Genomic DNA, 25,714 nt, shown 5'->3' on the forward strand with positions numbered 1-25,714 from the left:
GTCGCGGTCGTTTCTCCATGACCGCTCGTCGGCGAGTCACGTCTCCGACCGTGGGCGTGCGACGTTCGATAGGCGCTTCGAGCGTCGGCGTTCGATACCCTTCCAACTGAGAGCCAAATCCCAAAACCGCCGTCCGTCGAACGTCGCCGTATGCAGGAAAACGAGTTCTACTCGCTCGTACAGGAAGACGGCCACCTCGAGTCGATGGACAGCGCGCAGGCGGCGAGCGAAGCCGTTCTCGCCACGCTCGGCGAGACGCTGACCGGCGGGCAAGCCGAAGACGTCGCGGCGCAGCTTCCGGACGGACTCGCGTCCATCCTCGAGGATACGGGCCACGACGGCGCGGGCTACGACCGCGACCAGTTCGTCGACCGCGTCGGCGAGCACCTCCACGAGACGAACGTCGAGGGAGACGACGCCGAGCAGTTCGCCGAAGCCGTCACCGACGCGGTCGCCGCAGCGCTGACCGACGGCGAGGTCGAGAACCTGAAAGGACAGCTCGACGAGGAGCTTCAGCCGCTGTTCGAGGACGTGACGGTCGACCCAGAGCAAATCTGATCGCCAGATCGCTACCGTCTCGTTCAGAGCCGCGAAACCAGCGTTTACCGCCGGAATCCGCCGTTTTCACCACCGATTACTCGGTACCGAAGAGCCCGCGATGCGGTCGCTACAGCGCGGTCACCGTTCGGGCCAGTCGTCGGCATCGAGGGTGTCGCCTCGCAGGAAGGCTTCGATCCCTTCGCGTGCGTCGTCCGTCGCACAGAGCGCCGCAAACTGCTCGTTCGAGTAGTCGAGCGCCTCTCCGTACTCCCGCTCGACCATCTCGTAGAACGCCGCTTTACCCATCTGTACGGCCGTCGGACTCTTCGCCGCCACGGTCTCGGCGAGGGCCATCGCCGCCGTGACGTGCTCCCCGTCCGGAACGACGCGGTTGAGTAGCCCCCACTCGAGGGCAGTCTCGGCGTCGATCAGGTCGCCGGTGAGGAGCAACTCGAGACACCGCTTTCTGGTGAGCGACTTCATCAGCGGGACGGCCGGACCCATACAGAACAGGCCGACTTTCGGGGCCGTCGCCCCGAACTTCGTCCCTTCGGCGGCGACGGCCAGATCGCAGGCCGCGACCAGACCGATTCCGTTGGCCGCCGCGTGGCCGTGGGCCGCGGCGATCACGGGTGTTCGCATCTCGGTGACGGTGTGGAACGGGTCCTCCATGCGAGTGACCCACTCCTCGTACTCCGATTCGGTCTCGTGGTCGTCGTACTCCGAGAGGTCGATGCCGGCCGAGAACGTCTCGCCCGCACCGTCGACGACGATCGCTCGCACGTCGGACGCTTCCTCGAGCGAACGAAGCGCGTCGTCGAGCCCCTGGGCGAGCGCCGTGCTGAACGTGTTCATCGCCTCTGGGCGAGCGAGCGTGATCCGGCCTACGTACCCGTCGCGGTCGACTTCGACGGCCGAAGACTGGTCGGTCGATGACGCATCTGATGCCATGTGAGTTCGCGATTCGTCGCGCAGCGTGATAATTATCACCCTGAATCGATCGCGACGAACAGAACACAGTTCGATCGGTACTCGTGGCGAGTGACTACTCTCCAGTTCATACGCTCTGGCCGATACCGCCGCAACAGGTTCGCTCAAGTGTGTTACCCTCTATCAAACACTCAATGGCTGATTCGACGGACGAAGACGCGATCGAGTGTCGACAGTGTGGCGATCCGGTAGAATCGACCACCGACCGGCGCGTCGTTACCACTGTCGAGGACGGACAGACCGAATACGAGTACTTCTGTGACGACGATTGCCTCGGCGACTGGAACCCGTGAGTCGAGACAGACAAATAGCGACGAGCCGGTCGAACTGACGACCGACGCCTACTGTTTCTTTGCGACGACGTCGCCGATACCGTCGACCGGTCGGTCCGGGGTGTACTCGTCGGCTTCTTCGGGGAGGCCGAGCTGGTAGTCGGCGCCGTTCTCGCGGACCGTCGTCCGTCCGCGGTGCACCGAGACGTCCCCGTTGAGGTGCAGTTTGACCGCCTCGAGTAAGGCGTCGGCCTCGAGGGGCTGGCCGCGGCGTTTCATCTCCGCCGTGTCGGCGTCGTCCGGTACGTCGAAGGCCCGCTGGGTGATGATCGGCCCTTGATCGAGGTCGGTCGTCACGTAGTGGGCGGTGACGCCGGCGACGCGGACGCCCTCCTCGACGGCCTGTCGGTAGGCCTCGGCGCCCGGGAAGGCGGGCAGCAGGGAGGGGTGGACGTTGATGATCCGGTCCTCGTAGCGGAAGACGACGTTCGGCGAGAGAATCCGCATGTAGCGGGCGAGTACGATCAGGTCGACGTCGTACTCCTCGAGCAACTCGAGGAGCTGATCCTCGTTTTGCTGACCGCCTTCGTCGCCGATGTCGTGGAACGGAACGTCGTAGTGTTCGGCCAGCGGCTGGAGGTCGTCGTGGTTCCCGACGACGACGCCGATGTCGGCGCCGAGTTCGTCGTTGGCCCACGCCTCGAACAGCGCCTCGAGGCAGTGGCTCTCTTTCGTGACGAGGACGGCGATCCGCTGGGTCTCGCGGTCGGCGGGAAACCGCACCTGCACGTCGAGGTCGAGGTCGTCGCCGAGCTCCTGGATGTCCTCGCGGAGCGTCGCCTCGGTACAGACCATCTCGGAGGTGTCGACGGCGAGATACATACGGAAGACGCCGTCGCGAACCGCCTGATCGAGGTCTTCGATGTTGACGCCGCGCTCGAAGAGGAGGCTGGTCACGCGGGCGACCAGCCCGGTGTCGTCGTCTCCGATCACGGTAATCTCGGTGATATCGGTCGTCATCGCAGCCACCTCCGCTCGAGCGAAGTTAGATCCATCACTACGGATTTCAGTCTATCGGGAGTCAAAAGTCCTGCTTTCCGTCGATGGTGCTGAGAACGGGATGATGGCAATATACCCACTATGATTAACACCAATTGTTATCTAACGTGCTAGCTTTATTAATAATGGGTGCACTACTGCTAACCCCCATGACGCTCCCACGAACGCTTGACGTTGCGATCGTCGGCGCCGGTCCCGCAGGTATCGGCATCGCAGTCGCACTCGAGCGTCTCGAGATCGAATACGCCGTTCTCGAGCGCGACTGCATCGGCGCCTCGTTTCGGCACTGGCCCGACGAGATGCGCCTGCTGACGCCGTCGTTTCCCGGCAACGCCTTCGGCGTGCGCGACCTGAACGCGGTCACGACCGACACGTCGCCGGCGCTCGCGCTGGATTGCGAACACCCGACCGGCGACCAGTACGCCGACTACCTCGAGGCCGTCGCGGCGTTCCACGAACTGCCGATCTACGGTGACGTCGACGTCGAACGCGTCGTTCCCGACGGCGTCGAGGGCGATCGATCGGACGCGACCGGCGAGGCGGGCGGCTTCACCCTCGAGACCGGCGAGGGACCGATCAGCGCCGATTACGTTATCTGGGCTGCGGGCCAGTACCAGTATCCTGCTGACGGTTCGCTTTCGGGCGCCGAACACGCGGTCCACGTGTCGACGGTCGACTCGTGGGCAACCTACGCCGAACGGTGGGTCGCTCAGCGCGGTGCCGAAGACGCCGGCGAACGCGACTCGAGCGACGCGGTCGACGAGCCACGAATCGCGGCCGACGGTGCCGGCGTTGCGGGCCCCGTCACGGACGATGTCGTCATCGTCGGCGGCGCCGAGAGCGGCATCGACGCGGCGCTCGCCCTCACCGCAGCCGGCGTCTCGGTCACCGTCCTCGACGACGACGGACCGTGGCAGTATCGCAGCCCGGATCCCAGCGAAGTGCTCTCGCCGCGGACAACCGAGCGACTCGAGTCGGCTCTCAGCGAGGGGCGACCGCTCGATCTCGTTTCCGGCGCGCGCGCCGAGGGTATCGAACGCGAACAGCGAGGTCCCGTCGGCGGTGACGAGTACGTCGTCCGAACGACCGACGGCGACGTCTTTCGGTCGCGGGCGCCCCCGTTGCTCGCGACCGGCTTCGAGGGGAGTCTCGCCGTCGTCGACGACCTGTTCGCGTTCGACGGCGCGTTCCCGGCGCTCACGAACCGCGACGAGTCCACCGAGACGCCCGGGCTCTTCCTGGGCGGTCCGCAGGTCGCCCACGACGGCCAGCAGTTCTGCTTTATCTACAAGTTCCGCCAGCGGTTCGCCGTCGTCGCGGAGACGATCGCGGAGCGACTCGACGTCGACGCCGAGTCACTCGAGGTCTACCGAGAGAAGCGGCTGTTCCTCGACGACCTCGAGTGCTGTGAGCCCGAGTACTGCGACTGCTGATACTGCCGGACAGCACGAGTTGACGTTCGGTCGCGCGACTGCGGTCGTCGCCGTCGGAGCCGACCGCGAATTCGCGCCCGACTGCGCACTGACTGCTGTCCGACAGTATGAGTCCAGCGGCGAAAGAACAACCGTCCGCGCGAGACCGACGTCCCACTCGGATCAGGCGCGTCAGTGACTCGAGTGGACGTGTTCGCGGAGTTCGTCCGTTTCGTCGAACGAGTCGTCGCAGACGGCACAGGTGTTGTGGTGGAGCGCGACGTGCTGGGTGACGCCCGCCGCGGACTGGAACGATTCGTCACAGGTTGCACAGCTGTAGGACATAGTTCCGGTCACGCCTGCAACGAGCAGCGACAAAAAACACGTCCGGACTATCGCCGGCCGGAGAGACCGGGGCGGCTCGAGGCTCGCTGACGGGGCGTCGCTCGCGGTCGGACAGTCAGGCGAGATCGGCCGCTCGCCGACGCAGCGACGCGTCGATCGTCGTATCGTCGGCCAGTTCTTCGAGTTCGTCGGTCGCGTTGCACGCTGCCAACCCCTCGAGTGCCCGTCGGCGGAACTCACCGCGGAGTCCGCCCATCTGGACGAGGATCGAGAGGTTCGTCAGTTCGCGGTCGTCGATCAACCGGTCGATGGCGTCGCGGCGTTGCGTGTGGTGGACGTTCGATTTGACGGCGGTCTGGAATGCAGTGGACATCTGTGGTGTGGATGGTGTGGTGGAAAGCGGCAGTTGGCGGGCGTCTCGACTATCGACACTCCTCTCGACTGACGAACGCCGACCCGCGGGCGCGGATCCACGTCTCTTCGACGTCGCCCGGCGTGGCATCCGAGTAGATCGTACAGACGTCCGGGCGGTGGTCGTTTCGCTCGATATAGGCCTTGTAACACGGCGAGAGATCCCCGTCTGCGGGTTGGGGATCCGGCCGCGGCGGTGGGGTCGGCTGTTCGGCGTCGGTGTTTCGGTCTGTCATCGTGGGAGTCGCTCAGTCGGCAATACCCAGTTCCTCCGACTCCGAGCGATCCTGGTCGGCGGCCGCGTCGGCCGCGGAGTCGTCGTCTTCATCGACGTCTTCTTCCGGCGGTTCGAACGTCGGGAACCGATCTTCGATCCCCTCGAGACCGGCCTCGAGTTCCGCGTCGGTCACGAGGCAGTCCTCGAGCGAGCCACGCAGCGATTCGTGGTCCATCTCGGTGCCGATCAGGACGAGTCGAACGTTGCGATCGCCCCACCGTTCGTGCCAGGCGGCCTCGAGTTCGGGATTCTCGGCGAGGTGTTCGCGGCGCTCGTCTTCGGGAAGCGAGGCGACCCATCGCCCGCCGGGGCCGACGCGGATCGACTGACCGGCGACGTTGAGCGTAAGGGCCTGGTCTTGGCGGCTCACGGGTTTATTCCCTCCCGCTCGCTTCTTCGAAGACTCACTTCGTTCGTCTTCGCTGCTCGCCAGCCAGAAATGCCCCTTCGAGCGGACGACGGCGTCGGGGAACTCGTCGAGCAGGTCGGCGAAGCGTTCGGGGTGGAACGGCCGGCGGGCCTCGAAGACGAACGAGGTGACGCCGTGTTCCTCCTCGGCCGAGGCGTGGGGCTCCTGGAGCTCTCGAATCCAGCCAGCGGATTGGCTCGCCGCCTCGAAGTCGAACCGATCGGTGTCGACGATCGCGTCGGGGTCGACGCGACCGTGTTCGGTGCGGACGATCTCCGCGCGGGGTTGGAGCACCTCGAGGGTCGACTCGATCTCCTCGAGCGTCTCCTCGTCGACGAGGTCGCACTTGTTCACCAGGAGGACGTCACAGAACTCGACCTGTTCGACGACGAGGTCGCCGAGGTGTTTCTCGGTGCCGTCGTCGTCGAGCAGTTCGTCCGACTCCATCGCGGTCCGAAACTGGTGGGCGTCGACCACGGTGACGGTCGTATCGAGGTGACAGCCCTCGAGGGGCTCGATACCGGTTTCCTCGTAGAATTCGGTGGGATCGAGGTCGGACTGGTCGAACCCGAGCGTCAGCGTCTGGGCGACGGGCAGCGGTTCGGCGACGCCGGTCGACTCGACGACGATGGCGTCGAACTCGCGGTCGGCGGCGGTGAGTCCGCCGATAGCGTCGAGCAGGTCGCCGCGCAGTTCACAGCAGATACAGCCGTTCGAGAGTTCGATCAGCTCTTCGTCCTCGTCCGCGATATCCGAGGACTCGGCGACGAGTTCGGCGTCGACGTTGACCTCGCCCATGTCGTTGACGAGCACGGCGAGGTCTCGTTCGTCGCTCGCACGCAGCACGTGGTTGAGCGTCGTCGTCTTCCCGGCGCCGAGGAGGCCGGAGAGTACCGTGACGGGAGTCGAGTTGTCGGGCATTCGGTTATCAATATGGAGTGGGGGATAATAGTAGTTATTATTTCCACTACAGAAGTTATTAAGCACGGAGCGCCGAACGACTCGAGGATGTCATCGCAACCGATTCGATCGCTGCTGGTGAGAGCGACTACTGGCGGAACCGACCGATACGACGGGGTGAGACGGACCGAATGACCGGAGTCGATCGCGACCGCGTCGTCCTGATCGGGAAGGAGAGCGTCGGCAAATCCGCGCTCGCGGCCGGGCTCACCGGCGCGTCGGGAGCCGTCGAGAACGTGGCGGGCTCGACGGTCTCGAGCGACGTCTACCGGACCGACGACCTCGCGGTGGTCGACACGCCCGGAATCACGCTCGAGGCGGATACCGAGACGACCCGCGAGGCCCTGGCCGCGCTCGGGGATGCGGAGACGGTCGTCCTCGTCGTTCCCGCGACGGCGCTCGATCGCGACCTCGCCGACCTCCTCCCGCTGGTGCAGGGGCGGACGGGAGCCGTCGTCGTGACCCACTGGGACCACGTCGACGAGACCGGGGAGGCACGGGGCGCAATCGCCGACCTCGAGGCGGATCTGGGCGTGCCCGTCCTCCCCGTCGACGCGCGGAAACTGGACCGGGTCGCGGCAGACGGCGGTGTGCCAACCGGCGACGGAGCGGGCTCAACGACGCACTCGGCCGACGGCCGCGACGTCCGCGCCGCGCTCCGGTATGCGGGCGAGTTCCCGGGCGGAACCGCAGTGAAAACCGGCTGGCAGATCGAACCCCCGGAGCGAATCTTCGAGCGGCCCCTTCTCGGCCCGATCGTGAGCGCGCTCGTTCTCCTCCTTCCGGCGGCGGTCGCCGTCTGGTTCGCGAATGCGATCGCCGGCGAACTCGATCCGCTGGTCGGGGCTGGCCTGGAGCCCGCGATCGCGTGGGCCGAAACCCTTCCGGGCCCGCTCGCGGCCGTACTCGGCGGCGACTACGGCCTGCTCGCGATGGGGCCGTTCCTGTTCGTCTGGGCGCTACCGACCATGCTAATCTTCGCCCTCTTCACGGGCGCCTATTCGGCCAGCGGGCTCACGATGCGCGTCACGACGGCGTTACACCCGGTTATGCGCCGCGTCGGCCTCACGGGCCGCGACCTCGTGCGGGTCGTCATGGGCTTCGGATGCAACGTCCCGGCGGTCACGAGCACCCGGAGCTGTTCGGACTGTACGCGCTGTACCACGATTTCGGCGATCTCGTTCGGGTCGGCCTGTTCCTACCAGTTCCCCGCGACGCTCGCGGTGTTCGCGGCGGTGGGGATGGCCTGGCTCGTCGTCCCCTACCTCGCGATCCTCGTCGCGACGACGCTCGTCTACGTTCGCCTGATCGCTCCGCCGGACGCCCGCACGGCCGACCTCGCCGTCGACCGACGGACGTTCCTCGAGCGACCGCGACTCCGCGCGATCTGGCGCGAGGCCCGCAGTTCGATCGCGAGTTTCCTCACGACGGCGCTGCCCGTCTTCGCCGGCATCTGCGTGATCGCCGCACTGTTCGACTACGCGGGCGTCCTCGAGCGCGCGGGTCGCGTCCTCGAGCCGGCGATGGCCGCTTTCGCCCTCCCGGCGGAGGCGGCGCTGCCGGTCGTACTCGCGTCGATTCGCAAGGACGGAATCGCGCTCCTGACGGCCGATTCGGCGGGCGTCGCCGCGCTCTCGCCGCTCGAGGTGCTCGTGGCGGTCTACCTCGCGGGCGTCTTGTTGCCGTGTCTGGTCACCGCGATCACGGTCGCGCGGGAGGTCTCGACGCGGTTCGTCGCGGCGATGCTCGCGCGACAGGCCGCCGCGGCGATCGGCTTCGCGCTCGTCATCGCCTGGGGCGGGCAGTTGTTGTTGTTGTGATCCACGGTCAGCGATCGAACTCGGGATCGGGTTCGCGCTCCAGTTCGCCCACGCCGCGGTCGCTCGAGCGACCGTCGGGGCTCGTCGGTTCGAGGTAGCGTTCGACGTCGGCGACCGTCTCCGTCTCCAGGAGGACCTCGAGTCGGCGTTCGAACTCGGACTCCGAGAGTTCGCCGTCGGCGTACCGCACGCGCAGTCGCTCGAGGGCGTCCTCGGGGCCGTCGACGACGGAGTCGTCGCCCTCGTCCGTCGAGTCGGAGCGCTCGAGCAGCTGAGCGAACTGACGGAGAATCTCGTCGCCGAAGACGAATCCGAAGATCGCGAGGATGATCGCGACCGACGGCTCGATCGCCGCGAGCGCGACGAACCCCGCGAGCAACGCGACGATGACGACGGCCACGGACGGCGTGAGCTCCCGCGTGAGTGTGCCACGTCTGGACATGGAATGATGTTCGTGATGCAACACAAAAGGTGCTGCCGTCGATCCGCCGGGGAGCGACTGACGAGGACGGCGCGGATCGTGACCGACCCTCCTTGCGGTCGGGATGTGAACACACAGCCTATCGAAATCAATGGTTATTAACACAGAAGAGTGAAGTAATAACACCGCGTACGACGTCCCGATGTACGAGTGCGTTATCGTCGGCGGCGGCATCCACGGCACCTACTGCTGTCAGCGGCTGCTCGAGGAGACCGGCCTCGAGCGCTCGGACGTGTTGCTCGTCGATCCCCACGAGCGCCTGCTCGAGTCGTTCCGACGGAAGGCGGCGGCCTGCGAGATGGAGCAGTTGCGCTCGACGTTCGTTCACCACGTCGGCACCGAGCCGTTCGGCCTCGAGACGTTCGCCGAGAGTCGAGACCGGGACGACGAGCTCCGTTCGCGGCCGAACTACCCGCCCTGCCCGACGCTGTCGCTGTTTCTCGACTACGCCGACTACGTGATCGACCGCGGCGACCTCGAGGCGCTTCACCGGCGGGCGAGCGTCGAGTCGATCCGTCGGTCGGACGCCGACGACGGGTCGCTCGTCCTCGAGACGGCGACCGAACCCGACGCGACCGACGCGGCGAACGCGAGCGCCGAGCGACTCCGAACGCGGACGTGCGTGCTGGCGATCGGTCACGGCGGCCGCTACCGCACGCCGCCGTGGGCCGACGGCGTCGACGCGGTCACCCACGTCTGGGACGGCTTCGATCCCGAGACGCGCGCCGACGAGTCGATCGTCGTCGGCGGCGGGGTCACGGCCGCCCAGCTCGCGACCTGTCTCGCGGACCGCGAGGGCGAGTCGGTGACGCTGTGCTCGCGCCACGACCTCGAGGAAGCGACCACCGAGGCCGATCCCCGCTGGATCAACTGGAACCACATCGAACGCCACCTCCACCGCCACGAGCCGGGGTCGCGGGCGCGCTACGAGGCGATTCGTGCGGCGCGAAACGACGCGACGGTGCCGCCGACGCTCGTCGAGCGCCTCGAGTCGGCCGCCGACACCGGTAGGCTCTCCGTTCGCTACGGAGACGTTCGCTCGGCCCGCGCAGTCGACGGTCGAGTGCGCCTCTTGCTCGAGGACGGCGGCTGTCTCTCGGCCGACCGCGCGATTCTGGCGACCGGGTTCGAACCGGTCGCCGAACACCCGTTCGTCGACCGCGTCGCGACCGCGCTCGACCTCGAGCGCGGCTATCGCGGGATGCCCGTCCTCGAGGACGAGACGCTGGCCTGGCGCGACGAGCGCGGCGAGTCGACGCCGCTGTTCGTCACGGGCGCGCTCGCGGCGGGAACGGTCGGGCCGCTCGCGGGCAACATCGCCGGCGCGCGTCGGGCGGCCGATCGCCTGACGGCGGCGATCGCGGACCGACGAGCGCTCGTCCCCGCCTGATCCGACCGGGACGAGGACAAGTGTCACCGATGCCGATTGATCCACCGGCAGAACTCATGAAATCGTTCGCTCCAGTTTGCTTCGCAATCTTCGCAGCGTCCCGTCCTTGAGCCTATTATGGAGCGACACGGTGACACGTCGGAACTCGCTGCCATCAGTCGTCGTTGTGAGAGTGACGTGACTGCCCGTGCGACTAGTGGACCCGCTTTAGTAAATTTCCCGAGGTGTATATATCTGATATATATTTCTATGACTGAATAATAGAAAAGTATATATATATATAGAATAATTAGAATTATTATGTGTGGAGATAATACAAAATATTCGAACAAATCTGAATCAACATCATCATCTAATAATCATTCTGAAGAGCACTCCTCAAAGACTTGCACGGCAGTAAGCCGGCGAAAGCTCCTCACGACAAGCTGTCTCACGCTCGGTTCAATGGTTGGAATGGGTTCAGTAAGTGCAGAAATCCGAAATACCAATGAAAGCATTATGTACGGGTCGATTGAGAATCCAATCCTGGAGAGTGAAGCGAGAAAGGTCCGTGATCAGCGTATTGATGCATGGAAGAGAGACAAGGATTCAGCACTAGATGTCCCAGAGATAGAAACCCCGGAGAACACTATTCTAGTTGCGTATAACTTCGAGATAAAATATGGTTCCCCTCATCAATACATGGGCATTGTTGAAGCTGAAGATGATAGTCTAAACCAAAACGGGAATGATACAGGAAATAATACCACCGAAAGCATCACGAGTGACAAGACGGAGTTAGATATTTCTTCGCTACATCAGGAGGCAGAAGAGACCAAAAGCCGATGGGAAGCAAAGTCGCGTGCTGATAACGAATTTCGAATAGCGGTTAATGAAAAACAGGACTTCAGTGACTGGCAATCACGTGGTGAACATATAGAAGGTGTAATTATAGGGGGCGGCTCTGATCCTGGTTACAATCAGTTCACAGAAATAGCGGAGTTAAGACGGAAGGTGACCTCAGATAAAACACTCTACGGGACGAGACTCGAAATGGATATCTCCTCCGTTGGCGATCGACATCGGGAGGCTATACTTACTTCTGACTGGAACAATTACGCCGAAATAAATGGTGCCGCAGAGCAATTTGTTCGAGCACCTCACACTGACGTGACATCAACAACGAGAGGATGGGAGTTAGGACTGACAGCCAGCAGTAATAAAGAGGTAGAACTCTTCGTCGGAAGATCATATTCAAGGACAGAACCAGATCTCTTAGTGACAGATGAGTCTACTCGAAACCATGCTGAAGCCCGGACTCATTTCGATTTCGATGGCAACGTTCGCGATGGTTCAATTATTATTAATAACGCGAGTGTCTGTGAAATGGATATGGATAGCATGTCTTCAGGTGACACAATTGTAGGTGTAAACTGGATGGTTCGCTTTAGAGAGTCAAGGTCCTTTAGTAATCCATTCCCGAATAGTCGAATATACAACGATGGCTTCAGGTGGACCAGAGCATAAGTCGGACGTGTAGTCACTGACGCCATTGTTCTAGTACGTATTTAGTACCCAACAGTTATTTAACTTATATAATTTAATTGATTTAGACCTACTCCTTGTATGATGATCGATCGAATTCGTATCTGTATTTGGAAATATATTGTAATGGAACATATAATACAGACAAAAGTAAATAAATAGGTAGTATATACATTAGTATACGAACTACTGAATCTATGTGTAGCGGAACCTCTCTCATTCCTGCTTCGACTATCATTACCGCAAGCAAAAATGTTATCGAAGCAAGGAACCAATTCGTACTTTGCATATTCTAGGGACACACCAATTAATATAAATACCTCGTGATTCACCCACACGTGGGACAAAACCAGACCAGTATTTGTCGCCATCTGATCGGTTGTTCGCATCGAAAGATGCTATAGTAACAACTGAAACGATTTACACCCTGATCGCACAGCTCACGGGTCGTCCCTCCCCGTTCGCGTTTCCGCGGCTCTCACGTCGTTCCGAGCCGCGCGTCCGTCCTGCGATCAGGTGTGTATTGACGTTCAGTGGCTACTATAGGTCGCGCTACATTGTTCTTTCACAACTACCGTTGAATGGCGAACTCGTATTCACGACAACCGTTATGGTCCCCTGGGGAAAACCACCGCTCGTGAGAGGGATTCGCAATCGAACTCAGCGTCGGCTCCTCGAGTCCGACCGCTACTACGGCTGGTATGTCGTCGTCGGCTGTTTTGCGCTGTCGCTGATGACCGCCGGAACGATGTTCTCCTTTAGCGTCTTTCTCGGCCCGGTTCTCGCGGAGTTCGACCAGACGTATGCGAGCACGTCGCTGCTGTTCAGTATCCAGTCGCTGGTCACCTTCACCGGGGCCGCCGTCCTCGGCTTCGCGATGGATCGATACGGAGTCCAGCGGCTGCTCCTCGTCGCCGCGGGGCTGATCGCCCTCGGACTGCTCGGCGCGAGCCGAGCGCCCTCCTTCTACTGGGTCGTCGCGTCGTACAGCGTCGTCGCCGCCGCGGGGATGGGGATCACGTTCGTCGTCGCGTACACGACGCCGCCGCGGTGGTTCGAGCGCCGCCGGAGCCTGGCGACCGGCGTCGCCGTCTCGGGCTGGGGCGTCGGCATCGTCGCGATGCCACCGTTCGTCGAATCAGTCATCGGACAGCTGGGCTGGCAGGCGACCTATCTCGTCCTCGGCGGGCTGTTCGCCGTCGCGATCGCGATCGCGTTCGTCCTCCTCGCGGACCGACCGTCGGCGATCGGCGCCGAGACGGGCGAGGAGTTCGTAACCCGCCAGCCGGCGGCGAACGGCGGCCGATCCGTTCGATCGCAGCTCGATGCGACCCTCGAGACGATGCTGACGCCGCTTTTCGCCGTCGTGTTTCTGGCCCTGCTGGTGGTGTTCATCCCGGCCAACGCCGTGTTGGTGTACGTCGTCGACTTCGCCGAGGCCGCCGGCCTCACGCGGGAGATCGGCGTGATCGCGCTCAGCCTCATCGGCGTGATGAACGTCGTCGCCAAGTTCACCGCCGGCTGGGCGGCCGACGCCATCGGCACCGACCGGATGCTGGCCGCCTGTACCGGGCTGATGTGCGTCGCGTTGCTGGCGATGGTCGCCGTCCCGACGCCGGCGACCCTGCTCGCGCTCTCGGCCGTCTTCGGATTCGGCTACGGCGGAATCGCGGCGCTCATGTCGCCGCTCGTGGCGAACCTCTTCGGGACGGACGACCTCGGGACGCTCTTCGGACTCACGTGTATCGGCTTCGCCGTCGCCGGCGTCGCCGCACCCTACGCCGTCGGCGTGGGCGTCGATCGATTCGGGAGCTACGACGTGCCGTTCGCGGCGGCCGCCGTGATCGGGCTGATCTCCGCCGCGTTCTTCCTCGCGGTCAGGGTCGTCCGAACCGACGTGTGAGCGGCCTCGAGGCGACTCGAGACCGACCCAGTCGGTCGGTGAACATTCGGTGCGTCAGGCCGGGCGTTCCCGACTGGCGATGGCGAGTTCGGGTTCGACCCGGACCGGATTCGCGACGTCGTCGAGCAGCGGCGACGTGGCTTCGACCCGCTCTTGCAGTTCGACGAGCTCCGATTCCGACGCGTCCGCGTCGATGTGGACGGTGCAGTCCACGGCGTCGTAGCCGGGACGAACGTCCTCGGAGATGCCGAGGAATCCCCGGAGATCGACGTCGCCGGCCATCTCGAAGCGGAGTTCGTCGAGTTCGATCCCCATCGCGGCGGCGTTGGCCGCGTAGCCGACGCTCAGACACGATCCCATCGCGGCGAGCAACAGCTCCACCGCGTTCGGGGCCGTCCGCTGGCCGAGTATTTCCTCGGGTTCGTCGCCCGCGATCTCGAACTCCCGCGAGGGGACGCGCTCGCCCGCCTGATCGAAGTCTCCGATCGAGGTCACACACCGGAGTCCGTCCGTCCACTCGGTTTCCGCCCGAAAGGTGAACTGGCCCAGTTCCGGCTCCTCGGCGACCGCGTCAATCGTCTCTCCCAGCCGCGTTACGTCTACGTTGTTTCTGACAGTCATGGGTTCTCCTCCGTTCCGTATTCGAACGCCGTCTTTCGAGCGGCGACGTTCGGCGGGCCCGACTCGAGGCCCTAGTGATGCTCGACGACGGAAACACCGATATAGGCATCCCGTGATCGTCGCCCGGCGACTGACCGGCGGGCACGCGGTGACCGACGGTCGACACGACGGACGACCGTCTCACTGACCGACCGCTCGCTCGTCGGGTTCGACGTTCTGGTTGCGCCGGAACGCGTTCTCCGGGTCGTATTTCGTCTTGATCTCGACCAGTCGGTCGTAGGTCTCCGAGCCGTGGGTCTCCCGGAGCTGATCCTCGCGCTCCCCCTCGAGACCGGGGAAGTTCAGGTAGAGTCCGCCGGGAGAGAACTCGCGCATGTCCTCCCAAAACGCTCGAGACCACGCGACGACGCGTTCGTCGTCGTCGGGGTCTTCCCACGTGGCGTCGATCGCCAGCAAGTACGGGTGTTCCCGACCGCTGTAGGCCGTCTCGGTCTCGGAAACGTCCGCGATCGCGCCGCCGAGCTGCCAGATGTCGAGTAAGACGCGGTAATGCGGACGAGACGCTGCGCGCTCGAGGATCGTCTCGATCGCTTCGTCGGTGAGTTCGTCGAGGAAGATCGACTTCGCGTAGTACCGGAACTCGCCGGCCGGGAAGAACGGGTCGAAGTCCTGCTGCAGGTCCACGTACGGCGTCGGGCCGCTGAAATCGAACAGCGGGGCTCCGAGTTCGCGAAGCGGCGCCATCGCCCGTTCGCCCGCTTCGACGTCGCCGCTGTAGACCGCGGCAACGATGGCGACGGGTTCGGTTCGCAGTTCGTCGGGAAAGGCCGGGTCGTCCGGAACGCTCCAGAAGACCAACTCCGCGCTGATTTCGTCCGGCGCGGTCGCGACGGCGTCGCGCCACTCCCGGACGAGCGACGGCGCGTCCGAAAGCGAGTGCCAGGTTTCGACCGTCGCCACCTCGGGGCCGACCGGGTGGAGTCGAAATTCGAAGGCCGTAACGATGCCGAAGTTCCCGCCGCCGCCGCGGACGGCCCAGAAGAGCTCCGCGTGCTCGGATTCGCTCGCGGTCAGGAACTTGCCGTCCGCGGTGACGAGGTCGACCGCGAGCAGATTGTCGCAGGACAGCCCGTGTTTGCGCCGGAGGTAGCCGTACCCGCCGCCGAGGGTGAGCCCCGCGACGCCGGTCGTCGAGACCACGCCGCCCGGCGCCGCGAGGCCGAACGCTTGCGTCTCGCGGTCGACTACGCCCCAGGTCGCGCCGCCACCGACGCGGACGGTCCGGGCCTCGGGATCGACGTCGACCCAGTCCATCGGCGAGAGATCGACGACGATCCCGCCGTCGCAGGTCGCGTAGCCGGCGACGTTGTGTCCGCCGCCGCGAACGGCGATCTCGAGGTCCTGCTCGCGGGCGAACTCGAGGGCTGCGAGGACGTCGGCCGTGCCGGTACAGCGGGCGATCACCGCCGGATACCTGTCGATCATCCCGTTCCAGACGCGTCTCGCGTCGTCGTACGCCTCGTCGTCGGGGCGGAGGACCGGCCCTGAAAACGCCTCGGTGAACGCCTGGATCGCCGGAGCGTCGATCGGGTCGTCGGGTCGCTCGCGTCGTCGCGCGTCGGTTCCGTCGTGGTCTTCGGTAGTCATGGGTTCCCGTCGAAACTGACGAGAGCGGCGAATAGGAAGGCATCTGCTGCCCGACGTGCAGTTGGTGGCGACCGTTCAGTCGGTGGCGACCGTGCACCGGGTGACCGTCGGCCGAGCGCTGAACCGAGGGGCTGTCGCTCCCGACGCTCGAGAACGGAACGATTGAATCGCTCGGTCGTTCTACGCGGGCGTCCCGAGCGCGAACGGGCGCGCCTCCCGTCGATACGCGTCGAACGTCGCTTCCGCCCACTCACGTGCGGCGGGCGCGTCGGTGTCGATCAGCGCCCGTACCGTTCCGCTGGTCGGATTGTAACAGGCGATCGCGACCCGACGGTCGACGATACCGATGCCACATGCGGGAAGTTCGTCGTGGACCAGCACCTCGAGGTTGCCACTCGCGATGGGACCGGCACAGTGGTCGCCGTACCGCGACTGAATGTGTCGAGCGACGGCCGGCGGGTCGACGATCACCGCCTCCATGCCGGCGAGGATCCGGTCGCGAAGGTCGTCCTTGCACGGTTCGAGCAAGCCCAGATCGGAGCCGACGAACCGAAATCGATCGGCAGTTCGGAGCAACGCTGCGAACCGGTTGATTGGGCCGTACGGATCGTCGGTTTCGGCGACCGTGACGACGGCGTCGGCGCCCATCTCGACGGTTATTGCGCTCGCTTCGTCGGGAAGCCACTCCCAGACGTCACGGAGTTTTCTCTCGGTTTCGATCCGGTCGAGAAGCTCTCGGAGCCCAGCGGCGACGAACGCTCCGAGCGCTGTCGACTCGTATCGGGGACCGTCCCTGACGATCCACTGTCGCGCCTCGAACTCCCGGAGCAATCGCCCGACCGTCGACGACGACGCTCCCGTCAACTCTCGGAGGTCGGCCCGGCTTCGCGGTCGCTCAGCGAGCGCTTCGAGTGCCGTAACCCGATGGTCCGATCGAACGAGAAACTCGAGGTCGGCCAGCGGCGACTCCGTCTTGCACGAGGCCATGGTATAAATTAACACATAGGGGGCTATAGCTGTGTCTGCTGACTGTTCTCCGAACGGTTGTGGTCGAGAAAAACGTCGACCGAACGCGGGCGATAGCTCGCCCGTCGGGACCGAATTGGCGCACTCGAGATCCGCATCGTTTTGTACGCGTGCACTATATTGGGGAATATGGGCAAGATAAGTCCGCCAGCGCTCGACGAGCAACTCTCGAGCGACGACGAGCCGTACGTGCTCGATATTCGACCACGAACGGCCTACCAGCGTGAGCACATCGATGGGAGCCGAAACGTTCCCGTCTACGACGACCTTCGACGCGGGGACGAGGCCGAACTTCGACAGTCGCTCTCGGAGGTGCCCGACGACCGACCGGTCGTCACCGTTTGCAAGGCCGGCATCGTCGCGAAGAAGGCGACGACGGTGCTCGAGTCCGAGGGGTACGACGCCGTCACGCTCGCCGGCGGAATGCGACGCTGGCGCGGCTACCGAAACGGCTCGCTGGGCTACCGGCTGACGTCGACCGTTCGCCGATTCCTCCCCTGAGCGGGCGCTCGAGGCAGTTCGAGGGGTTTCCGAACGGAGGTATCCACAAACGTGTATCACGCACCAAAGGCGAAAGCGTTTTTGAGCACGGTTACGGGGTATCAGGTAATGACCGCGTACACCGCGACGGTGACGGTTCGACTCAAACACGGCGTGCTGGACCCAGAAGCCGAAACGACCCAGCAGGCCCTGGAGCGACTCGGGTTCGACCTCGAGGACCTGCGCTCGGCCGACCGCTTCGAGGTCGACCTCGAGGCCGAGGATGCCGACGACGCGAGCGAGCGCGCCAGCGAGATGGCCGAACGACTGCTGGCGAATCCGACGATCCACGACTACGACGTGGAGGTCGACGAGCGGTAGATGACGGTTGCAATAATCAGGTTCGGCGGTTCGAACTGCGACCGCGACGCCGAGCGCGCCCTCGAGCACCTCGAGATCGACGCCGAGATCGTCTGGCACGAGGACGGCCTCCCCGCGGAGACGTCGGGAATCATGCTTCCGGGCGGGTTCTCCTACGGAGACTACCTGCGCGCGGGTGCGATGGCCGCGCGCTCGCCGATCATGGCCGAGGTCCGCGAGGCCGCGGCCGAGGGAACGCCCGTACTCGGCGTCTGTAACGGCGCCCAGATCGGCTGCGAGTCCGGACTCACCGAGGGCGCGTTCACGACCAACGAGAGCGCCCGTTTCCAGTGTGAGCACGTCTCCCTGCGTGTCGAGCGCGACGACACGCCGTGGACGGCGGCCTACGACGAGGGCGACGTCATCGACGTCCCCATCGCCCACGGCGAGGGCCGCTACGAGATCGACGACGAGCGACTCGCCGAACTCGAGGACGACGACCGCGTCCTCTTTCGGTACTGCAACGAGGACGGCGAGACCGACCCCGAAGCCAACCCCAACGGCTCCAAACACAACGTCGCGGGCGTCCTCGGCGAGCACGAGACCGTCGCGGTGTTGATGCCCCACCCCGAACGAGCGACGCTTCCGGACGTCGGACCGACCGACGGACAGGGTGTCTTACGCGGCTTCGAGGCGGCCGACGGCGGCGCCTAACCCGCACACAAGGATTTTCGATACTATCAGTAGGAGTGAAAGTTCTGCCGATATATTAATCGATACCCACGAACGACTCACGTTCTGAGTCGAGTCGAACAGTAATAACGTGGTGGTTCGTTGACGCTGATAGACACCGCTGGGGAACGGGTGTATGGAATCTGAAACGCATATCGTCTACGTCGACGGCGACGGGCGAGACTCCGTCGCCGACGAACTGCGTGCGATCAGCGATCGGCTGACGGTCGTTCGAACCGTCGCTGGTTGTTTCGCGCATCTCTCGAGTGCAACCTGTATCGTTGCGACGGACGGTCTCGCCGACGCCGATCCCGTCGCGCTCTGCTCGCGAATCGACGACTACCGGCCGTTCGTTCCGGTCGTCGTCTTCCCGGCCGACGGCAGCGAATCGCTCGCCGGCGACGTAATCGCCGCCGGCGCCGACGGCTACGTCCCACAGTCAGACGGCGTAGAGACGCTTCTCACCCGAGTTCGCACGCTTATCGATGAAACGCCAGCGACGCTCGCAGCGGGAACATCCACAGATCGCGCGACGGACCGGAACGGAGACTCGTCCGCAGCGTCCTCCCGAATATCGACTGCGACGTCTGCGGCATCCGTTTCGCCACCCGACGCAGAAGCCGTCTCGTCGGATCGATTCGAGCACCTCGTCAGTCGGGCCCCGTTCGCGGTCGTCGAATGGACGCCCGACTTCGAGGTACAAACCTGGAACGCCGCGGCCGAAGAACTGTTCGGCTACACGGCGACGCAGGCCCGCGGCGAAAACGGCCTCGAGTTGGTCGTCCCCGACGAGACGCGAGCGGCCGTCCGCGATCACTGGGATGCGTTGACCAGCAGCGACTCGGAAATCAGTCCGGCCTGGCGGGTCAACGCGAACGTCAGACGGGACGGATCGACGATCACGTGCGAGTGGTTCAACGCGCCGATCGTCGACGACGACGGCGACCTCGTCAGCATCCTCTCGTTCATCCAGGACGTCACCACCGAGCGCAAACGAGCGAACGCACTCGAGGCGCTACAGGAGACGACGGCCGAGCTGATGCGCGCCGAGTCGACGGACGAGATCGCGTCGATCGTGATCGAGGCCACGGAACACGTCCTCGATCAACCGCTGGCCGCGTTGCGTTTCGCCGACGACGATCGAGACGTCCTCGAGCTCGCAGCGGGCACCGAGGCGCTCGCGACAGCCACCGGCGATATCGACGCGGTCGGCCCTGACGACGGTCTGCTCTGGGACGTCTACACGCGCGGCGAACCGACGGTAATCAACGACATCTCGCCGGACCGGCTTCCCTACGATATCGATATCGAGGTCGGCTCCGTCGTCTGTTATCCCCTCGAGAGACACGGCTTGTTGTCGGTGGCGACCGCCGACGGAAACCGCCTCGATACCGCCGAGATCAACCTCGTTCACGTCCTCGCTGCGACGACCGAGGCCGCACTCGACCGCGCGACTCGAGAGCGCGAACTCGAGCGGACGAAGACGATCGTCGAGACGGTTGGCGACGGCGTCTACGCGCTGGATTGCGACGGAACACTGCTGGCGGTCAACGATCGGTTGGCGGAGATGACCGGATACGATCAGGACGAACTCGTCGGCGAACACGCGTCGCGAATCCTCACCGACGAAAGCGTCGCCCGGGGCGAAAAGCGAGTGCGCGCGCTGGCCTCCGCGGACGAGGAGTTCGTCGCGACCTACGAGGTCACGCTGACGACGAGCGCGGGCGATCGATTCCCCTGCGAGATCAACGCGACGCTGTTGCGCGACGACGGGGTTCTCGACGGGTCCGTGGGGATCGTCCGCGACGTCAGCGACCGCAAGCGCATGGAACGTGAACTCGTCGAGCGGAAAGCGAAAATCGAAAGTCTTCACGATGTCGCCTCCCGGCTCGACGACTGCGAGACGCCCGCGGCGATCTGTGACTGTGCGGTCGAGGCCGCCGAGGACGTCCTCGATTTCGACGTGTGCGCCATCGACACCATCGAAGACGGCGCATTCGTCAAAATGGCGCTCTCCTCGACGCTCGAGGACGACTTCGATCGCCGCGTCTCGGTCGAGGAAGGAATCGTCGGCAGAACGTATCGAACGGGCGAAACCCAGCGTATCGCCGACGTCAGGAACGACCCAGACGCGATCTCGCAAGACGAGACGTTCCGCTCGGTGCTTTCCGTCCCGATCGGCGACTGGGGCGTCTTCCAGACGGTTTCGACGGAAGTCGGGGCGTTTACTCGCGAGGACGAGGAGTTGGCCGAACTCCTGCTTTCGCACGTGACCGACGCCCTCGATCGGATCGCGTTCGCAAAACAGATCCGGACCGAGCGCGACCGCTTCGCCGCGCTGTTCGAGAACGTCCCGGACGCGGTCGTCAGCACGAGACACACCGACGACGCGGCGATGGTCGAGTCGGTCAACTCGTCGTTCGAGCACGTCTTCGGCTACGACGAGTCGACGATCGCCGGCGAGCCCCTCGATCAGTTCATCGTTCCCGCCGACGAGCGAGACGAGGCGGAAACGATCACCCGACGCGGTGGCGACGGTGAGATCGTCGAAGCCGAAGTCAAACGGCGGACCGTCGACGGACTCCGGGAGTTCATGATGCGCGTCGTTCCCGTCGAGCGCGGCGAATCCGCCGGTCACGCGTTCGGGCTGTACACGGACATCACGGACCAGAAACAACGCCAGAAGCGCGTCGAGATCCTGAACCGAGTATTGCGCCACGATATGCGAAACGGGATGAACATCATCGACGGCTATGCACAGATGCTCGCCGAGGTCGTCGACGGCGAAGACGCCGAGTACGCAGCCGCTATTCAGGAACGGGCCGAAGAGCTCATCTCGCTCGCGGAGAAGACCCGCGCCGTCGAACGGGTACTCGAGCGCGAGCCAGCGACCGCAGGGCCGATCAACCTCTCCGAAGTCGTTTCGTCGTCGATCGATCGGCTTCGGGAGACTAACCCCGAACACGAGGTCGAGTTCGATCGAGCGCTCCCGGACCGGCTGTTCGTTCGCGCCGACGCCACGCTGCGGACCGCACTTTATCAGGTCCTCAAAAACGCCGTCGAACACACCGATCGCGAGACGCCGACGATCGAGGTCTCGGCGCACGACGGCGGCGACGGCATGGTCGCGCTCTCCATCGCCGACGACGGCCCCGGGATGCCGAAAGAAGAACGCGAACTACTCCAGGGCGACCGAGAGATTACGCAGCTTCGCCACGCGAGTGGACTGGGACTCTGGCTCGTCATCCTCGTCGTCACGCAGTCCGGCGGCCAGTTGCGTTTCGACGCGAACGAACCTCGCGGAACGGTCGTCACGCTCGAGTTACCGCGAGCTGATACCCGACTGGCCGACTCGGTCGCCGACACGACGGCGACCGGCGATTGATAATCGTCGGCGGCAACGTCGGCGACGAAGACGGCACCCGACGGTGCAGCGTGCGGCCGAAAACAGACCGCTTATCCGAGTTCGGCGTGCACCTCAGCCACATGATTACCGACGCACAGATCGACCGCTGGCTCCGCGAGGACGTCGGCCACCACGACGTCACCAATCAGGTCCCCGGCGAGACGACCGGCCGACTCGTCGCGAAGGACGCCGGCGTCGTCGCCGGCCTCGAGGCCGCGACGGCCGTCTTCGACTTCCTCGGCGTCGACGTAACTGACCGACTCGAAGACGGGACAGGCGTCGAGCCGGGCGACGAGGTGCTCCGCGTCGACGGCGCGGCGCGCGACGTACTGCGAGGCGAACGCGTCGCGGTGAACCTCGCGGGCCACGCCTCGGGGGTCGCGACGCGGACGTCCGAGGCGGTCGACCGCGCTCGCACTGAATCCGAGTCCGTTCGGATCGCCGCGACCCGCAAGACCACGCCCGGGCTCCGCGGCCTCGAGAAGCGCGCCGTCGTCGCCGGCGGCGGCGACACCCACCGTCTCGATCTCTCGCACATGGTGATGGTCAAGGAAAACCACATCGCGGAACTGGGGCTCGAGGGCGCCGTCGAACGCTTCCAGGAGCGAACGTCCTTCGCGACGAAGGTCGAAGTCGAAGTCGAAACCGTCGACGACGCACCGCGAGCCGCCGCGGCGGGCGCCGATATCGTCCTGCTCGATAACATGAGCCCCGACGAAACCGCCGACGCCGTCGACCGCCTCGCCGACGACGAACACGTTCTCGCGGAGGCGAGCGGCGGCATCTCGCTCGAGACCGTCGCCGACTACGCCGCGACGGGTGTCGACGTGATCTCGATGGGATCGCTGACCCACTCGGCGCCGTCGCTCGATCTGTCGTTTCGAACCGGCGAGTAGCGTCCACCGGACGAGAAACGAGAGATCGGAACTCAGCGATCAGCGATTCGAGATGAGAGACGAAACCCGAACGTCGAACGTCGAACGCCGAACGACTGCCGCTCGCTACTCGAACCACGAGAGCAGCCGTCCCCAGCTCCAGGCGATCAGCACGAGCACTCCGACGGCAGCCAGGAGATACAACGGCACCGCGTCGGCCGCGGGACCGTGTTCCGGAACGACCGCAGCGATCGCGTCGGCTCGAGCGAGGAACACGACCGCGGCCGCGACGAGCAGCGAACAGACCACGACGACGAGCGCCAGTCGGTTGGTGGCGAGCCGTGAGTCCTCGCCCTCGCGAGTCCGGTCGACCATCGATCGACCGTGCTACCGCTCGGCGGTGTGAAACCGTTCTCCCTGCACGCTCCGGTTGAATCGCTTCCCGGCAAGCCTCGTCGAGTCGCTCTCGGAATCAGCTCGGCGGCAATCGAACCTGCTTGCTCCAGACTCGATCATCGCGGTGAACGCCTCGTGGGACGTCGGGACTGATTCGTTTCCGTGCGCGGATCTTCTCGAGGATCTCACAGCCGTCCATCCCCGGAAGCTTCAGATCCAGAAAGACGAGAGTGGGGAGCGCGGTTTCGTCGTCTACCAGGTACTCAAGCGCCTGTTCGCCGGTCGGAAACGTCAACAGCGTGCGCTCGACGCCGGCTTCTGTGATCGCTTCTCGAGTGAGTCGAACGTCGCCCGGGGGTGTCTTCGACGAGCACGATCGCAACTGTCGAATCGTCCGACTCTCGGTTCGGAGTTCGAGACGCGACCTGATTTCCAAGAACGTAGCCGCCGCTCACGTACTGTTCGAAGCGACATGCGAGGGTTGGGATTTGAACCCAAGGACCCCTACGGGAGCGGGTCTTAAGCCCACCGCCGTTGGCCTGCTTGGCTACCCTCGCACAGAAGTGCACTTGAAGATAGTGCCTCCCTGGGAATGTGCGTTTCGATGTTCGCGTCGCGAGCGAACGACGTGAGCGAGCGAGTCGAGGAATCCTCCGGCAGGAGGTGACGAGGCTTTTGGTGGAGATGTTGCCAGTGAAGTGAGTGACGAGCGGGTGCAACCCGTGAGTCACGAACGAAACGCAGCAAAAGGTCCCGGCGTCATCGGTCCACCGCCGTTGGCCTGCTTTCCCATCGACCGAGACCAGTGATCGGATTCGCCCAAAATGGGCGAATTCGTGAACACGTTCGGTCAATGGGAGTGGCTATCCTCGCACAGAAGTGCACTCGAAGATAGTCCTCCCTGGGAATGTGCGTTTCGATGTTCGCGTCGCGAGCGAACGACGTGAGCGGGCCAGTCGGGACGCAACCGCGGGTCGCCTACCAGTCGACGCTCAGCGTGCCGTCGCCGTGGGGATCGGGGGCGATCTCCTCGTCGGTACGGCGGTCGACGACGTGAATGCAGCCGTCGTCTTTCTTCGCCGGACAGATCTCGGCCGCGCGGACGTTGTGCTCGAGGTCGTCCTCGGCGATGAAGTACTCGGTGGGCTTTGCCATCCCCGAGGCGATGGACATCTCCCAGTTGTCGCTGACTTCGGCGCACTTGCCCGCGCCGAAGCACTTGTTCGCCTCGAAGATGATCTTGTAGGGCTTTTCCTCGACGGGTGGCGCGTCAGACGAGCCGACATCGCTCGCGCGCTGGATACCGTTGTCGTCGTCGCTCATTATCAGACGGTTCGGCTGCGTCACCTTTCGACTTACGGTCAGCGCAAGGCGGCGTCGCCTCCTCGGTTCGGCCGGTGTGAAACGTCAGGACGGCGCCTTCGGCTCCGGAAGCGCGTACGTGACGCCGGTCAGTTCGCTCGAGACGTCCCACAGCTGCCGGGCCGTCTCCCGGTCGTAGGAGCGATCCGACGAGGCCTGTCGCTCGGGCGCGCCGCGCATGTTCGCCAGCCCGCCCGGGCCGTAGTAGGCGCCCCCCTCGACATCGGCCGCCGCGGCGACGTACAGCGTCGGCAGCGCGCCGCGTTCGGCCGACTGCGCCAGCAGCGCGTTCATGAGTCGGCGGCCGGCCGTCCGCAGCCGACTGCCGCGACCCTCGAGCCCGCGAAACTGGAGTTCGGTGTCGGCGTAACCCGGGTGAACCGCGACGCTCTTGGCGTTTGCCCCCGCGGTCAGCAGCCGTCGCTCGAGTTCGTAGGCGAAGAGGACGTTCGCGAGTTTCGACTGCGCGTAGGCGCCCCAGCGATCGTAGCGCTCCTCGCCGTGGAGATCGTCGAAATCGATCTCGCCGCGCTCGTGGAGCCCGCTCGAGACGGTGACGACCCGCGCGGCGGGGCCGCCGATCGTTCCCTCGAGAAGGTGCTCGAGTACCAGCCCGGTAAGCGCGAAGTGGCCGAGGTGGTTGACGCCGAACTGCGTCTCGAACCCGTCGTCAGTTTCCGAGCGCGGAATCGCCATCGTTCCGGCGTTGTTGACGAGAACGTCAAGCGGGTCGTCGAGTCGACCCGCGAACGCGCGGATCGACTCGAGGCTGGCCAGATCGCAGCCCTCGACGCGCAGGTCGGCGTCCGGAACGTCCGACCGAACGTCGTCCGCGGCCGACTCGCCGCGCTCGGCGCTTCGACAGGCCATGATCACGGTCGCGCCGTTGCGCGCGAGTTCGCGGGTCGCCTCGAGGCCGATACCGCTGTTCGCACCGGTGACGAGAATCGTTCGCCCCTCCAGATCTGGAATGTCGTCGGCCGTCCAGCCCATACGTCGTTCCCAACAGTGAGCGA

Annotated in this window: 26 protein-coding genes and 1 tRNA gene; 12 read left to right on the forward strand and 15 right to left on the reverse strand. The window is 64.5% G+C overall.

Features of this window, described 5'->3' with window-relative positions:
• Positions 1–150: 150 nt before the first annotated feature.
• Entirely contained in the window at positions 151–558 is a 408-nt protein-coding gene (locus tag C493_RS06415; RefSeq protein ID WP_007258607.1) for a DUF2267 domain-containing protein, read from the forward strand.
• A gap of 120 nt (positions 559–678) precedes the next feature.
• Here C493_RS06415 and C493_RS06420 read toward each other — a convergent pair whose 3' ends face one another.
• On the reverse strand, positions 679–1,491 hold the full coding sequence (locus C493_RS06420) for an enoyl-CoA hydratase/isomerase family protein (protein WP_007258608.1): 813 nt from the start codon (positions 1,489–1,491) through the stop codon (positions 679–681).
• A 173-nt stretch (positions 1,492–1,664) separates the two neighbouring features.
• On the opposite strand from C493_RS06420, the gene C493_RS23355 reads away from it, so the two are divergent.
• Entirely contained in the window at positions 1,665–1,823 is a 159-nt protein-coding gene (locus tag C493_RS23355; RefSeq protein WP_007258609.1) for a DUF7576 family protein, read from the forward strand.
• A gap of 48 nt (positions 1,824–1,871) precedes the next feature.
• Here the strand turns inward: C493_RS23355 and C493_RS06425 are convergent, their stop codons facing one another.
• Positions 1,872–2,822, reverse strand: coding sequence for a formyltetrahydrofolate deformylase (locus C493_RS06425; RefSeq protein ID WP_007258610.1), 951 nt, complete (start codon positions 2,820–2,822; stop codon positions 1,872–1,874).
• A 188-nt stretch (positions 2,823–3,010) separates the two neighbouring features.
• On the opposite strand from C493_RS06425, the gene C493_RS06430 reads away from it, so the two are divergent.
• On the forward strand, positions 3,011–4,294 hold the full coding sequence (locus C493_RS06430) for an NAD(P)/FAD-dependent oxidoreductase (protein ID WP_007258611.1): 1,284 nt from the start codon (positions 3,011–3,013) through the stop codon (positions 4,292–4,294).
• Positions 4,295–4,465: 171 nt separating this feature from the next.
• On the opposite strand, the gene C493_RS23360 is transcribed toward C493_RS06430, so the two are convergent.
• From C493_RS23360 to C493_RS06445, 4 genes are all read right to left on the reverse strand, one after another.
• On the reverse strand, positions 4,466–4,618 hold the full coding sequence (locus tag C493_RS23360) for a C2H2-type zinc finger protein (RefSeq protein ID WP_007258612.1): 153 nt from the start codon (positions 4,616–4,618) through the stop codon (positions 4,466–4,468).
• Between the two features lie 115 nt (positions 4,619–4,733).
• Positions 4,734–4,991, reverse strand: a complete 258-nt coding sequence (locus C493_RS06435; RefSeq protein ID WP_007258613.1) for a hypothetical protein — start codon at positions 4,989–4,991, stop codon at positions 4,734–4,736.
• Between the two features lie 49 nt (positions 4,992–5,040).
• Entirely contained in the window at positions 5,041–5,265 is a 225-nt protein-coding gene (locus C493_RS06440) for a DUF7511 domain-containing protein (protein ID WP_007258614.1), read from the reverse strand.
• Between the two features lie 12 nt (positions 5,266–5,277).
• A complete protein-coding gene (locus C493_RS06445) occupies positions 5,278–6,636 on the reverse strand; it encodes a GTP-binding protein (protein ID WP_007258615.1) in 1,359 nt (452 codons plus the stop codon).
• Positions 6,637–6,806: 170 nt separating this feature from the next.
• Here C493_RS06445 and C493_RS06450 point away from each other — a divergent pair, with 170 nt between their 5' ends.
• On the forward strand, positions 6,807–8,495 hold the full coding sequence (locus C493_RS06450) for a nucleoside recognition domain-containing protein (protein WP_007258616.1): 1,689 nt from the start codon (positions 6,807–6,809) through the stop codon (positions 8,493–8,495).
• Between the two features lie 7 nt (positions 8,496–8,502).
• On the opposite strand, the gene C493_RS06455 is transcribed toward C493_RS06450, so the two are convergent.
• Entirely contained in the window at positions 8,503–8,937 is a 435-nt protein-coding gene (locus C493_RS06455) for an SHOCT domain-containing protein (protein WP_007258617.1), read from the reverse strand.
• Positions 8,938–9,118: 181 nt separating this feature from the next.
• Here C493_RS06455 and C493_RS06460 point away from each other — a divergent pair, with 181 nt between their 5' ends.
• From C493_RS06460 to C493_RS06465, 3 genes are all read left to right on the forward strand, one after another.
• Positions 9,119–10,366 (forward strand): FAD/NAD(P)-binding protein, encoded by a 1,248-nt coding sequence (locus C493_RS06460; protein ID WP_007258618.1) that lies wholly within the window; start codon positions 9,119–9,121, stop codon positions 10,364–10,366.
• 300 nt (positions 10,367–10,666) lie between these two features.
• Complete coding sequence (locus tag C493_RS22570; protein ID WP_152421106.1) at positions 10,667–11,872, forward strand: hypothetical protein; 1,206 nt, start codon at positions 10,667–10,669, stop codon at positions 11,870–11,872.
• Positions 11,873–12,527: 655 nt separating this feature from the next.
• Positions 12,528–13,793, forward strand: a complete 1,266-nt coding sequence (locus C493_RS06465) for an MFS transporter (RefSeq protein ID WP_241430880.1) — start codon at positions 12,528–12,530, stop codon at positions 13,791–13,793.
• 54 nt (positions 13,794–13,847) lie between these two features.
• Here C493_RS06465 and C493_RS06470 read toward each other — a convergent pair whose 3' ends face one another.
• The 3 genes from C493_RS06470 to C493_RS06480 all read right to left on the reverse strand — a co-directional run bounded on the left by C493_RS06470 (position 13,848) and on the right by C493_RS06480 (position 17,048).
• Positions 13,848–14,414: an OsmC family protein gene (locus C493_RS06470; RefSeq protein WP_007258620.1), complete on the reverse strand. Its 567-nt coding sequence runs from the start codon at positions 14,412–14,414 to the stop codon at positions 13,848–13,850.
• Between the two features lie 180 nt (positions 14,415–14,594).
• The gene (locus tag C493_RS06475) at positions 14,595–16,061 is read right to left on the reverse strand and encodes an FAD-binding oxidoreductase (RefSeq protein ID WP_007258621.1); all 1,467 of its coding nucleotides are present in this window, start codon (positions 16,059–16,061) and stop codon (positions 14,595–14,597) included.
• Positions 16,062–16,241: 180 nt separating this feature from the next.
• On the reverse strand, positions 16,242–17,048 hold the full coding sequence (locus C493_RS06480) for a helix-turn-helix transcriptional regulator (RefSeq protein ID WP_007258622.1): 807 nt from the start codon (positions 17,046–17,048) through the stop codon (positions 16,242–16,244).
• A gap of 168 nt (positions 17,049–17,216) precedes the next feature.
• Here C493_RS06480 and C493_RS06485 point away from each other — a divergent pair, with 168 nt between their 5' ends.
• The 5 genes from C493_RS06485 to nadC all read left to right on the forward strand — a co-directional run bounded on the left by C493_RS06485 (position 17,217) and on the right by nadC (position 22,961).
• The gene (locus C493_RS06485; protein ID WP_007258623.1) at positions 17,217–17,588 is read left to right on the forward strand and encodes a rhodanese-like domain-containing protein; all 372 of its coding nucleotides are present in this window, start codon (positions 17,217–17,219) and stop codon (positions 17,586–17,588) included.
• Positions 17,589–17,696: 108 nt separating this feature from the next.
• On the forward strand, positions 17,697–17,948 hold the full coding sequence (gene purS / locus C493_RS06490) for a phosphoribosylformylglycinamidine synthase subunit PurS (RefSeq protein ID WP_007258624.1): 252 nt from the start codon (positions 17,697–17,699) through the stop codon (positions 17,946–17,948).
• Positions 17,949–18,641 carry a phosphoribosylformylglycinamidine synthase I gene (purQ, locus tag C493_RS06495; protein ID WP_007258625.1) on the forward strand — a complete coding sequence of 231 codons (693 nt, stop codon included), beginning with the start codon at positions 17,949–17,951 and terminating at the stop codon, positions 18,639–18,641.
• A gap of 154 nt (positions 18,642–18,795) precedes the next feature.
• Positions 18,796–22,044: a PAS domain S-box protein gene (locus C493_RS06500; RefSeq protein ID WP_007258626.1), complete on the forward strand. Its 3,249-nt coding sequence runs from the start codon at positions 18,796–18,798 to the stop codon at positions 22,042–22,044.
• Positions 22,045–22,145: 101 nt separating this feature from the next.
• Positions 22,146–22,961: a carboxylating nicotinate-nucleotide diphosphorylase gene (gene nadC / locus C493_RS06505; protein ID WP_007258627.1), complete on the forward strand. Its 816-nt coding sequence runs from the start codon at positions 22,146–22,148 to the stop codon at positions 22,959–22,961.
• A gap of 105 nt (positions 22,962–23,066) precedes the next feature.
• On the opposite strand, the gene C493_RS06510 is transcribed toward nadC, so the two are convergent.
• The 5 genes from C493_RS06510 to C493_RS06530 all read right to left on the reverse strand — a co-directional run bounded on the left by C493_RS06510 (position 23,067) and on the right by C493_RS06530 (position 25,691).
• On the reverse strand, positions 23,067–23,315 hold the full coding sequence (locus tag C493_RS06510; RefSeq protein WP_007258628.1) for a hypothetical protein: 249 nt from the start codon (positions 23,313–23,315) through the stop codon (positions 23,067–23,069).
• Positions 23,316–23,412: 97 nt separating this feature from the next.
• A complete protein-coding gene (locus C493_RS06515) occupies positions 23,413–23,718 on the reverse strand; it encodes a response regulator (RefSeq protein ID WP_161606884.1) in 306 nt (101 codons plus the stop codon).
• A gap of 91 nt (positions 23,719–23,809) precedes the next feature.
• Positions 23,810–23,893: transfer RNA gene (locus tag C493_RS06520), tRNA-Leu, on the reverse strand.
• Positions 23,894–24,314: 421 nt separating this feature from the next.
• A complete protein-coding gene (locus tag C493_RS06525) occupies positions 24,315–24,659 on the reverse strand; it encodes a ferredoxin (protein ID WP_007258630.1) in 345 nt (114 codons plus the stop codon).
• 84 nt (positions 24,660–24,743) lie between these two features.
• Positions 24,744–25,691 (reverse strand): oxidoreductase, encoded by a 948-nt coding sequence (locus tag C493_RS06530; protein WP_007258631.1) that lies wholly within the window; start codon positions 25,689–25,691, stop codon positions 24,744–24,746.
• Positions 25,692–25,714 lie beyond the last annotated feature (23 nt).

The organism is Natronolimnohabitans innermongolicus JCM 12255 (genome assembly GCF_000337215.1).
Lineage (GTDB): Archaea > Halobacteriota > Halobacteria > Halobacteriales > Natrialbaceae > Natronolimnohabitans > Natronolimnohabitans innermongolicus.

Excerpts from the sequence above, each read along its gene's own strand:
- C493_RS06415 (WP_007258607.1), top strand. The coding sequence starts at position 151 with ATGCAGGAAAACGAGTTCTACTCGCTCGTACAGGAAGACGGCCACCTC.
- C493_RS06420 (WP_007258608.1), bottom strand. The coding sequence starts at position 1,491 with ATGGCATCAGATGCGTCATCGACCGACCAGTCTTCGGCCGTCGAAGTC.
- C493_RS23355 (WP_007258609.1), top strand. The coding sequence starts at position 1,665 with ATGGCTGATTCGACGGACGAAGACGCGATCGAGTGTCGACAGTGTGGC.
- C493_RS06425 (WP_007258610.1), bottom strand. The coding sequence starts at position 2,822 with ATGACGACCGATATCACCGAGATTACCGTGATCGGAGACGACGACACC.
- C493_RS06430 (WP_007258611.1), top strand. The coding sequence starts at position 3,011 with ATGACGCTCCCACGAACGCTTGACGTTGCGATCGTCGGCGCCGGTCCC.
- C493_RS23360 (WP_007258612.1), bottom strand. The coding sequence starts at position 4,618 with ATGTCCTACAGCTGTGCAACCTGTGACGAATCGTTCCAGTCCGCGGCG.
- C493_RS06435 (WP_007258613.1), bottom strand. The coding sequence starts at position 4,991 with ATGTCCACTGCATTCCAGACCGCCGTCAAATCGAACGTCCACCACACG.
- C493_RS06440 (WP_007258614.1), bottom strand. The coding sequence starts at position 5,265 with ATGACAGACCGAAACACCGACGCCGAACAGCCGACCCCACCGCCGCGG.
- C493_RS06445 (WP_007258615.1), bottom strand. The coding sequence starts at position 6,636 with ATGCCCGACAACTCGACTCCCGTCACGGTACTCTCCGGCCTCCTCGGC.
- C493_RS06450 (WP_007258616.1), top strand. The coding sequence starts at position 6,807 with ATGACCGGAGTCGATCGCGACCGCGTCGTCCTGATCGGGAAGGAGAGC.
- C493_RS06455 (WP_007258617.1), bottom strand. The coding sequence starts at position 8,937 with ATGTCCAGACGTGGCACACTCACGCGGGAGCTCACGCCGTCCGTGGCC.
- C493_RS06460 (WP_007258618.1), top strand. The coding sequence starts at position 9,119 with ATGTACGAGTGCGTTATCGTCGGCGGCGGCATCCACGGCACCTACTGC.
- C493_RS22570 (WP_152421106.1), top strand. The coding sequence starts at position 10,667 with ATGTGTGGAGATAATACAAAATATTCGAACAAATCTGAATCAACATCA.
- C493_RS06470 (WP_007258620.1), bottom strand. The coding sequence starts at position 14,414 with ATGACTGTCAGAAACAACGTAGACGTAACGCGGCTGGGAGAGACGATT.
- C493_RS06475 (WP_007258621.1), bottom strand. The coding sequence starts at position 16,061 with ATGACTACCGAAGACCACGACGGAACCGACGCGCGACGACGCGAGCGA.
- C493_RS06480 (WP_007258622.1), bottom strand. The coding sequence starts at position 17,048 with ATGGCCTCGTGCAAGACGGAGTCGCCGCTGGCCGACCTCGAGTTTCTC.
- C493_RS06485 (WP_007258623.1), top strand. The coding sequence starts at position 17,217 with ATGGGCAAGATAAGTCCGCCAGCGCTCGACGAGCAACTCTCGAGCGAC.
- purS (WP_007258624.1), top strand. The coding sequence starts at position 17,697 with ATGACCGCGTACACCGCGACGGTGACGGTTCGACTCAAACACGGCGTG.
- purQ (WP_007258625.1), top strand. The coding sequence starts at position 17,949 with ATGACGGTTGCAATAATCAGGTTCGGCGGTTCGAACTGCGACCGCGAC.
- C493_RS06500 (WP_007258626.1), top strand. The coding sequence starts at position 18,796 with ATGGAATCTGAAACGCATATCGTCTACGTCGACGGCGACGGGCGAGAC.
- nadC (WP_007258627.1), top strand. The coding sequence starts at position 22,146 with ATGATTACCGACGCACAGATCGACCGCTGGCTCCGCGAGGACGTCGGC.
- C493_RS06510 (WP_007258628.1), bottom strand. The coding sequence starts at position 23,315 with ATGGTCGACCGGACTCGCGAGGGCGAGGACTCACGGCTCGCCACCAAC.
- C493_RS06525 (WP_007258630.1), bottom strand. The coding sequence starts at position 24,659 with ATGAGCGACGACGACAACGGTATCCAGCGCGCGAGCGATGTCGGCTCG.
- C493_RS06530 (WP_007258631.1), bottom strand. The coding sequence starts at position 25,691 with ATGGGCTGGACGGCCGACGACATTCCAGATCTGGAGGGGCGAACGATT.